Here is an 8,276-nt window from a genome sequence, read left to right as displayed (position 1 = left end):
TCCCGCGCGCTCATGACGGCTGACCTTCGAGGGCGGAACTGAGCGGCATCCAAGCGTCGAAATAGTCGGGCACGTAATGCGTTTCTCCGTTATCCGCCCACCGGTCCTCTTGCGGCCACGGCCTGCGTCGGATGACGACAATCGGCGCTGTGCCAATCTTGCGGAACTTTTTAGCTGTGCGGCCAAGAAACCACTCACTATTGCCCCGACAGCCGGCATCTTCGGTTACGCAGCCCTTCGGAGCCGTATCGATAGGCTGCCAGCCCGCCCCGCCAGCTACACCTTCTAGGGCGGAACGGATGCGGGCGAATGCCGGGCAGCCCTCCGGGTCGTAATCCACCCACAGGGCTGGGCCTCTACATTCATCGCCCGGGGGAATTGAACGAGCCGCGACGACGCCGGAAAGAAAAGCGTGCTTGAGCAAGTTCGACAGATCAAATTCCTTCACCGCCCCGCTGGGCATAGCTGAAAGCGCGGCGCGGTATGCGATTTCGGCCAGCTTGGCCGCGTCATTTTGATCGGGCAATCGCGACCCTTCACCGTAGACCATCTTGTCAATGTCGTAGAGGAAATCATTCCATATAGCGGCTGACATCGCAGCTTTGATGTCCTCCACCACCCCCTCCGGTGCATATCGGTCTGCAATAACGCGGCCAGAGCCGCAAGAGCATCGCCCGTCTGTCATCACAGTGCGATTGCCGCAGTCGGTACAATACCCATCGCCGAAGGGCTCCGGTGCCTGTCGGGCGCGAAGGGCGGGCGTGGCCTCTTCCAGAAATTCACGAAAATGCTGCTCAATCACACTGAGCGGCATCGTGCTCATTTCCAAAGCATTTCGCTGAGCGGAGCGAGCGTACTTCGCTACCAGCCCATCTATGTCAGATGGGAGGGAGGGGAGGGCACCGAGATAGGCGCGGATAGCTGCTTCTATGTGACTGGCATGAGAATATGTCGGCGGCCATGCTTTGGCAGCAGCTTCATTGGCTTTCGCCAGAGCTTTGTCATCCAGCTTCACGTCATCCGGCATTGTTGCCTCCTTCTGCCTTGGCGATGGCGGCGCTAACGAGCGCGAGCGTGCCGAGACTGATCGTGCCTTGATATTCGTGAATGTCGCTCAATACGGCTTTGAGGGCGTCGAGCATGTCCGGCGAAGCCACCAACAGGCGAGCATCAGGGCCGTTCTCGCCTCCGTTTCGAAAGTGCAAGTCAGGGTGGCCATCACGCTGCGTAATCGGCTCGCAAACATTTCCGTCATGGCTACTGACGATGCGCCGCCAGCTATTCGAGTTGGCAACCAGCCACGGCCCCGGCGTGTGTTTCAGGTCAGCCATCCTTGCCTCCTATGAGAGAGCGGGCGCGGCTACAGGCCATTTGCCAGCCGTCCATTGTCCCGCCGTTGTCGTAAGTTCCAGACGGAGCCTCGTCGTATTCTTCATCAATTATTGCGAGTGCGCGCTTGGTCGCCTGATACCAGCCCTCGCAGAACTCACGCGCAGCAAGCATCTTCGTTCGGCGTTCGACGTCGGTTGCATAGGACCAGCCGCGAATTTCCTTGCCATCGAGAGTGGCGGTAATTTCATCGCGGTTGTTGTCGATGATGCGGGGAGTGGACATCAGGCTATTCCGTTCCTTCGCCTGCAATCCTTGCGAGACGCTGGACACGACCCAAGATGTAGGCCGCAGCGTTTAGGGCGGTCAGGCCCTTGAAGGCTCGTTCGGAATTTTCGTGAACGTCGTGGATTTCGCTTTCCAGCTCTTCCACTCTCTTACGGAGAGCAGATGCTTCGGATTCGGTGGTGTCCCGCAGTTGGTTGTACTCAGCAAGCTTCTCGGTTGCCTGGTCGAGCAGCCGGGTCAGTCGCTCATTCTCGCGGCGCAACTGCTCGTCTTCCCCGGCGGCCTTCTTGTCCTGTTCGTCATAGAAGTCGGCGAACTTGCTCAATTCGCTCCTCAACCGCTCTATCTCAGCCTGTTGGGCTTCTATGGTGGAGGCGGGGACCAGCCGTGTTGCCAGCCCTACTTTCTCCGAGGTTGCGTTGAATTTTGCCGGGACGGCTTCACCAAGAAGATCGATGTCTTCGTGCATGGCAATGAGATCGGCGCAGATCACTACGTCTGCCAGTTCCTCTGCTAGTTGCGCCTTCGAGGCGCGCGAACCGCGAATGCCAAGCCGCTCACGATCGAGCTTCTTGATGATGTTGCATGCCTCGCCGACCTCTCCGGCAAGTTCGTTTCCCCTATAGGAAAGGCTGATGGCGTTATCGGTGTCCCATTCGGATTGCCGGTGTTCATTTGCGGATCGCAGCGTATGCCGCTCCACTATCGGCTGTTCCTCTTTACGCATGGTCGGTGCTGCGTAAAACGCTCGACTGGCACTATCAGAAAAGGACGAGTGACATTCTGGATGCCAGTATCTGTCGCCTTCGATAATGCTGCTTGTTCCGATGGGGTTTCCACAGCGCGCGCAAGCAGGGCTTTTCGCGGTAGAGATAACGTCCATCAATCCATCTCCTCTGCCTGTGCGAAAAGCCGCTTGGGAGGCAGGCTTTGTGTTGTTCTGGAAAGACGTTTGGCCTTATGTTCGGATAGACCAAAGCCTCGGCCTGGTATCTTCTGCTTGGGCGCCTTGAAGCCGTAAACCGACTTAGCCTTGCCGCGGACTTTCGATCGTTCGGCGGCTTCCTCCGATGTCTTGTCTTTGTGACAGGCGACACATGCGACCTGCAGATTCGTCTCGCGATGCTCGCCGCCATCGGCCAATGGAACGATATGGTCGAAATGCTTTGTCTCGCCGGCCATGATCTTGCGGGTGCATATCTGGCAATGGCCGTTTGCCCGTTCCCAGATGCGAAGCTGGACACGTGGCGGAATGGCCGCATCATCGTGCTTGGCGATCCATTCGCGGGTAGAGCGGGCCATCAATCAGCCTTCCCGCTAGGCGGCGGCAAAAGCGGCTGCATCGACCCTGTCTCATAGGCTTGCGCAATGCGGGGCCGCACATGTTCTGAGACGGAATGCCCGTCAGGCATCTGGATATGTGCGAGAAACGCATCCTCGAAGTTCTCGATACCGCTTTCGATACTTTCCAACTTCGCCTTGATGCACAAAAACAGTGCGCGCCATCGGGATCGGCAGGCTTGTTCCCAAGACGCCAATGCGGCATCTACCGATCGCCGATGCTCCCTGTAGCCGCGCTTGTAGTGAGTGAACTGCTTATCGGCCTGATTGGGTAGCGGAAGGTGAAAGACTATGCGTCTGCCACCCATCTCGAAAACGAGTATGGCGCGGGTCGCTTCCTCGAAGACGCCGAATCCGGATGCCTTGTGCTTTCGCAAGAGGCCATCGATATCGCCCTTCGTCTTTGAGACCGCGACGTTGGTGGTGGCGGCGTAGGCCATTACAACAATCGTCCTTTCGCTTCCTCGGCATCGGCCATCGCTCGATATTCGCGGGCAATTTCGGACATCATCGCAATCTGCTGATCGGCAAACTGTCTCGTCATCCGGCCCTCGAGCACGCGACGGCCGTACACCTTCTGACGTTGCGCAACCTCGCGATCCGCGCACTCGGCTTTCTGGCGTGGCGTGAACTCAGCCATTGGTCACCGCCATTTCCAGCGCGGTTGGAGCCTGGTCCGGCGCCGTCGGCTCCGCCTTGCTGTAAGCGACCAGCGCGGTTGCCAGCACCGGCAACGTCAAAGGATCCGTGATGGCCCTCTCATTGCCTTCCAGAACGCTCTCGGCGAGGCCTACCGCGCCCTGCAGGCTGAACGGGCCGCATATGACCTCGTCACGCTCGTCGGCCAGAAGCGCGTCACCCACACGATAGGGAAGTTCGACAGGCCCTTCCTTGCCGGTGGCGGTGAGGCTGCCCGGTTCGGTCGCGGACATGACGCGCCGCTTGCCATTGCGGAATGCATCAATCAGTTTGGCGACCAGCGGCTTCATACCGACGCTCCCTTGACGACTTTGACCTTGGTGATGGCGACGCCTGGATGACGCGCGCGTGCCTCGGCTCGCGCTATGGCCGCATTCGGCGCGCTGACCTCCACAGTCGAGCCGTCGAGAAAGTGGCAGCGGAACTGGACGAGGCCGCTCACGTGGTCATGCCTTCGTACTGCGCCCGATCGGCTCCGTTCGTCATGCGCTTCACCGCACTGGTGTCGTCGCGATTGGTGCCGGTTAATCCAGCGAGAGCGGCGCGGACCAGCTGCAGCCGCTCCTTGCGCGCATCAATCTCGTCGATCTGGTTATCGATGGCTTCGATGGTCATTTGCATTGACGCCACGGTCTGGGGGACGGACGGGAAGTCGAGCAGAACATCGTTGAATGGTTGGCTTGGCATCGATCATGCTCCTTTCGGGGGATTAGCGATCAGCCGTCAGAACCCGGCTCGCGGTCCTCGGCGACGCCCGTGTCAAAGCCGTCGTGAAACGCGGTCAGAAGGGGCTCTTTGCGGAATTGCGCCGGCACGGCCTTGCGGGCCATTCCCTTGGCGCGATGCTCGGCTCCGGCAGCCCGGGCGTGCGCTTCCGAGAGGTTGCCGTCGTCCGGCGCGGGGTTGTCAGGTGCGGGACTGCCGGACGACGGCGTTTCGACGCTGCCGGCACCATTGCCAGCATCGCCATCAGGCGCGGCTTGGGGTTCCGGGCCCGATTCTGTCTCGGGTTTAGGCTTTTCGGCTTTTGCCGGCTCAGCCTTCTCGTTGGCCGGCGCTTCATCGACGGCGGCGGATGGGTCAGGATCGACGTCCTCGGTACCGCCGTCATGATCGATATCGGTGCCGCGCATATCGGCTAGCGCATCGAGCCGATCACTCAGCATCCGCGGAGCTTCGACTTGGCGGCGATCCTTCGCACCTTCCATGTCGTAGAGCGCATCGTCGCGGCGCATCAGGTCATCCAAATCGGTCGACATGGGTAGGCGTTTGGCGAGACGGCGAAGCACTGTCTTCTTCGCCATTTCCTCGAACCAGTCGACCCACGGGCCCTTGTCCTTGGCGCGGCTGACGTTGCGGACCTTCTCGATATCCTCGGCGTCCATGACCTCCAGATAGACGCCCCCGCTATTGGTCAGCGCCTGCGCGAAGGCGCGCCGGAAGATCGACTTGTCTGGATTGTCGGCAGCCTCGTAGTGAAGATGCTCACCATTCTCATCGATCCAATGCCGAAACTGGTCGCCGCCATAGACGATACGAACCGAAAGCGCCTTTAGCTCGCCGGAGTTGCGAACCTTCTTTAGAATGCCGAAAATCATCGGCATCCACTGAACCTTCTTGATCCAACCGTTGCCCTGCTTCGTGTTGTAGACGACCATCGCGCCTTCGCGGCCGTCGGGCAGGAGGCCATCATTCGCGGCGTCCATCGCTGCCGACAGAAGCGACACGCGATCGGCGTTGAGCAGGTTCGGGTCCTTCTGGACGGCGCGCAGCACGACACGCTTGAACCGCTCCATCGGGATGTGGGCCGGCAGTGAACTCGCGAACGCCTGCTCGCGCTGTTCCACCTGCTCCTGAAATTCCTTGATTGGCGTAAGGGCGCGGCTCTGGCCCTGTTGTACGGTCGCGGGTGCGTTCATCGTCTAGCTCTCCACTTTCTGTTTGACGCGCAGCACGCGGCTGCTCGACGCTTTGACCTCATAGGCCTTGCGGTATTGGGTCTTGGCGGTGACGCGCCAGCGCAGCGTTTCGCCAATCTCGGCATTGCCGAGCGTTGCGACGATCTGGGGCCGGATCATCTCGGCGCGCTCTTTCGCAGCGCGCTCGTCGGCCTTGGCGGCATGGTAATCGGCCACCATTTGATCGAAGCCTTCGACGGCCGACAGGTCGGCCTCGCTGCCGTCGCTGTCACGGTAGACGTCGAGCACGGCGCGGCCATCCTTCAGCCAGTCGATCGGCGGATGATCGCCCCTCTCGACGATGCGCCAGAAGTCTGCCACGGCCGCGTAGAGCCGTTTCCGGACGCCCTCATGAAGCGGGATGTCGATGACGTGGAGGTCGATGCCGTGGCCTACGGTGAGGACTGCGACCACCGCCCAATCCGCTCCGGCGAGATCGGCTTCGACGATCGCCTGAACTGCAATCCAGATCGGCAAGACGACCTCGTTGGTATCCGGATCGATCCAGTTCGCCCGGAACGAATAGTCGCTCGTCGTCTTCGCCTGGACGATGCCGCGGCCGCCCTGCGATGGGATCGTTGCAAAGGCGTCCGGTGTCGCGCCGATGCGCAATGCTGGGTCGCGGTAGTATGTCAGCCCGAGCGGATACTCGATGATCCAATCCGGCCGCTCCTCCCGCAGCATTTCGATGACGACCGGCTCGAGCAGGCGGCCGCGCTTCATGGCGCCGTTTTCGTCGCTGTCTTCCGATGCCCGGCCGGTCTTGTCAGCCCAGAGCTGGTATGCGCTCGAATAGGGATGCTGTCCGAGCAGGGCCGCAGCCTGGCTGGCGGTGACATCGCGCTTGCGCAGGGCAAGCCATTCCTCGCGCGTTGCCGGCCGGAGAATTTCGCCGCGGCTGGCGCGATCTGCATTCATGACGGCGCGCGCGGCTGCCTGTCCGATATGTTCCATGTCAGGCGTTCTCCGGGGCTCTTACGGGCTCGCGGTAGCCAAGCACGACCTCGAAAGCCTTGACGGCCTCATCGATCTGCCGGTCGCGTTTGAGGCCGAGACGGCGGGTCGTGTTGAAGGTGACGAAGGCTGTGTCCGCGAGGTCGCGGAGCTGGTCAGGGGTGAGGTGGGTCATCAGCGCCGCCTCGCCGGGAGGGTGATGATCTTGCCCTTTGGCAGCTTGCTACCGCAGCAGGGGCAATCCTTGGGGGAATAGATGTTCCGCAGCAGTTTAAGCTGGCCGTCAATCCACTGGTCGACCTTGACATTCAGGTCATCAAGATTGTTGCCGTGTATCTGCGGGAGCACGGCGCCATAGCGCCCATCCACACACCAATTGAGCACCTTGAACGAATACTGATGGTCTATGCCATGGAGTGAGAACCCGGCTGTCACGGTAAGAGATTGGATGTTGTCATAGTCGGTGATGCCGAAGCCGATGCGCTTGGCTTCTGGCTTTTCACATTCGGCGCGCACGGCCGCCACAAGACGTCGGTAGAGTGTCTTCTGATCCAAGTAACACGGCAGCGTGTGCCATGTGTTCTTCATGCGCTTGAGATAGTCCGGCACCGTCACCATGACTCCGGCTGGAAAGGTGCGGGGCTTGCAATCGATATCGATCACGCGCACGTCCAGCGGTACGTTCGGGACCGGGTCTTCGCGATAGATCGGGCGATAGAAACCCCGCCGAACCTCGTCCAGCGCCTCAAACTCCGCGATGGAAACGGGCGCGCGCGGCGCAAGGTCGGTGAACTCGTCCTTGACCTGGTAGTGGATGAGCGTCCGGGTCGGTGACTTCGCCAGTTCGATGGACTTCACATTGCCCTTGACGACGATGTACTCGGCATCGCCAACGGCTCGGGGAAACTGGTCTGCCGGTGTTCCGTTGATCAGCGCGTTGCGGCCATAGGACTGGACCGTCCCGCTCGCACCGTAGGACGGACCAGCATATACGTACGATTCCTTGCCGTGTTTCAGGACATTGATCGTTACAGTTGCCATCAAAACGTCTCCTCTAAGCACTCAATCTGCTTCCGGGTGTCGGTTTTCATCGTGGTCTCTCCAGCAGCCCCACGATCAGCGGCATTGCGCAGATCAGAGCGGTTGCAATTCGGGGGTGCGCGGCGAGCCATTCGCAGGCCGCGTCGAGAAGGGCGTCGAGGCTACGCATCGGTGGGACCTTCGACTTTGGCGAGAGCGGCTTCGATGGCTTCAAGACGGCGCGCGAGGCTGTCGCCTTTGGGCGGCCGCTTCAGGTCGTCGCGGTACTGAATGGCGAGCGCCAGAAGATCAGGCGCAGCGGCGATCAGGCGGGCGTTGGCACCCCTCTCGTTGACAGGGTTGCCGGGATAGTCGTCGTAGATGATGCAGCAGCCTTTTCCGGCCGACAGCATCTCACCTGAGCCGATACGAAAGGCGCGGCCGCATTGGGTCCTCACTTCGTCGCACTGCCACGGCCCCGGCGTGTGCTTGACCGCGCCCATCACGCCGCCACCGCCCGTTCGCGCTTGGCATTGGCGAGCGCCGCTTCGGCTCGCGCCAGAGCATCTTCGGCCCGGCGCAGATCGTCCTTGCGGATGATGGTGCGGTGGCGCTCGATCTTGACCAGCACAGCGGCGCGGTTGCGCGCATGGGTCAGCGAGCGGATCGGCTCCGGCAGCGCGTCGA

At 60.9% G+C, this 8,276-nt stretch carries 17 protein-coding genes; all 17 read right to left on the bottom strand.

Going from position 1 to position 8,276, the window contains the following annotated elements; translation table 11 throughout:
- Positions 1–10: 10 nt before the first annotated feature.
- Positions 11–1,027: a hypothetical protein gene (locus EP165_RS20105; RefSeq protein WP_127524645.1), complete on the bottom strand. Its 1,017-nt coding sequence runs from the start codon at positions 1,025–1,027 to the stop codon at positions 11–13.
- Positions 1,017–1,331, bottom strand: coding sequence for an XkdD/Y8K6 family phage-associated protein (locus tag EP165_RS20100; RefSeq protein WP_127524644.1), 315 nt, complete (start codon positions 1,329–1,331; stop codon positions 1,017–1,019). Before EP165_RS20100 ends, EP165_RS20105 begins: the two co-directional genes overlap by 11 nt.
- Positions 1,324–1,614: a hypothetical protein gene (locus tag EP165_RS20095; RefSeq protein WP_127524643.1), complete on the bottom strand. Its 291-nt coding sequence runs from the start codon at positions 1,612–1,614 to the stop codon at positions 1,324–1,326. Before EP165_RS20095 ends, EP165_RS20100 begins: the two co-directional genes overlap by 8 nt.
- A 4-nt stretch (positions 1,615–1,618) precedes the next feature.
- On the bottom strand, positions 1,619–2,500 hold the full coding sequence (locus EP165_RS20090; protein ID WP_127524642.1) for a hypothetical protein: 882 nt from the start codon (positions 2,498–2,500) through the stop codon (positions 1,619–1,621).
- Positions 2,500–2,919 (bottom strand): HNH endonuclease, encoded by a 420-nt coding sequence (locus EP165_RS20085; RefSeq protein ID WP_127524641.1) that lies wholly within the window; start codon positions 2,917–2,919, stop codon positions 2,500–2,502. Before EP165_RS20085 ends, EP165_RS20090 begins: the two co-directional genes overlap by 1 nt.
- Positions 2,919–3,398 (bottom strand): hypothetical protein, encoded by a 480-nt coding sequence (locus EP165_RS20080; RefSeq protein WP_127524640.1) that lies wholly within the window; start codon positions 3,396–3,398, stop codon positions 2,919–2,921. Before EP165_RS20080 ends, EP165_RS20085 begins: the two co-directional genes overlap by 1 nt.
- On the bottom strand, positions 3,398–3,598 hold the full coding sequence (locus tag EP165_RS20075) for a hypothetical protein (RefSeq protein WP_127524639.1): 201 nt from the start codon (positions 3,596–3,598) through the stop codon (positions 3,398–3,400). The genes EP165_RS20080 and EP165_RS20075 overlap by 1 nt, the downstream gene beginning before the upstream one ends.
- Positions 3,591–3,947 (bottom strand): hypothetical protein, encoded by a 357-nt coding sequence (locus EP165_RS20070; protein ID WP_127524638.1) that lies wholly within the window; start codon positions 3,945–3,947, stop codon positions 3,591–3,593. Before EP165_RS20070 ends, EP165_RS20075 begins: the two co-directional genes overlap by 8 nt.
- Complete coding sequence (locus tag EP165_RS20515) at positions 3,944–4,099, bottom strand: hypothetical protein (RefSeq protein WP_164743121.1); 156 nt, start codon at positions 4,097–4,099, stop codon at positions 3,944–3,946. Before EP165_RS20515 ends, EP165_RS20070 begins: the two co-directional genes overlap by 4 nt.
- Positions 4,096–4,344: a hypothetical protein gene (locus tag EP165_RS20065; RefSeq protein WP_127524637.1), complete on the bottom strand. Its 249-nt coding sequence runs from the start codon at positions 4,342–4,344 to the stop codon at positions 4,096–4,098. Before EP165_RS20065 ends, EP165_RS20515 begins: the two co-directional genes overlap by 4 nt.
- A 29-nt stretch (positions 4,345–4,373) precedes the next feature.
- Entirely contained in the window at positions 4,374–5,576 is a 1,203-nt protein-coding gene (locus EP165_RS20060; RefSeq protein ID WP_127524636.1) for a recombinase RecT, read from the bottom strand.
- A 3-nt stretch (positions 5,577–5,579) separates the two neighbouring features.
- Positions 5,580–6,569, bottom strand: a complete 990-nt coding sequence (locus tag EP165_RS20055) for a YqaJ viral recombinase family nuclease (RefSeq protein ID WP_127524635.1) — start codon at positions 6,567–6,569, stop codon at positions 5,580–5,582.
- Between the two features lies 1 nt (position 6,570).
- The gene (locus EP165_RS20510) at positions 6,571–6,744 is read right to left on the bottom strand and encodes a hypothetical protein (protein WP_164743120.1); all 174 of its coding nucleotides are present in this window, start codon (positions 6,742–6,744) and stop codon (positions 6,571–6,573) included.
- Positions 6,744–7,610 carry a hypothetical protein gene (locus tag EP165_RS20050; protein ID WP_127524634.1) on the bottom strand — a complete coding sequence of 289 codons (867 nt, stop codon included), beginning with the start codon at positions 7,608–7,610 and terminating at the stop codon, positions 6,744–6,746. The genes EP165_RS20510 and EP165_RS20050 overlap by 1 nt, the downstream gene beginning before the upstream one ends.
- 46 nt (positions 7,611–7,656) lie before the next feature.
- Positions 7,657–7,779 carry a hypothetical protein gene (locus EP165_RS20785; RefSeq protein ID WP_281040026.1) on the bottom strand — a complete coding sequence of 41 codons (123 nt, stop codon included), beginning with the start codon at positions 7,777–7,779 and terminating at the stop codon, positions 7,657–7,659.
- On the bottom strand, positions 7,772–8,092 hold the full coding sequence (locus EP165_RS20045) for an XkdD/Y8K6 family phage-associated protein (RefSeq protein WP_127524633.1): 321 nt from the start codon (positions 8,090–8,092) through the stop codon (positions 7,772–7,774). The genes EP165_RS20785 and EP165_RS20045 overlap by 8 nt, the downstream gene beginning before the upstream one ends.
- A partial coding sequence (locus EP165_RS20505) for a hypothetical protein (protein ID WP_164743119.1) occupies positions 8,092–8,276 on the bottom strand: 185 nt, incomplete at its 5' end. The genes EP165_RS20045 and EP165_RS20505, both read right to left, overlap by 1 nt.

Origin of the sequence: Mesorhizobium sp. Z1-4, assembly GCF_004000235.1 — a bacterium.
GTDB lineage: Bacteria > Pseudomonadota > Alphaproteobacteria > Rhizobiales > Rhizobiaceae > RCIO01.
The sequence above is the reverse complement of the archived record's forward strand: the minus strand, read 5'-3'. Positions and strand labels throughout refer to the sequence as shown.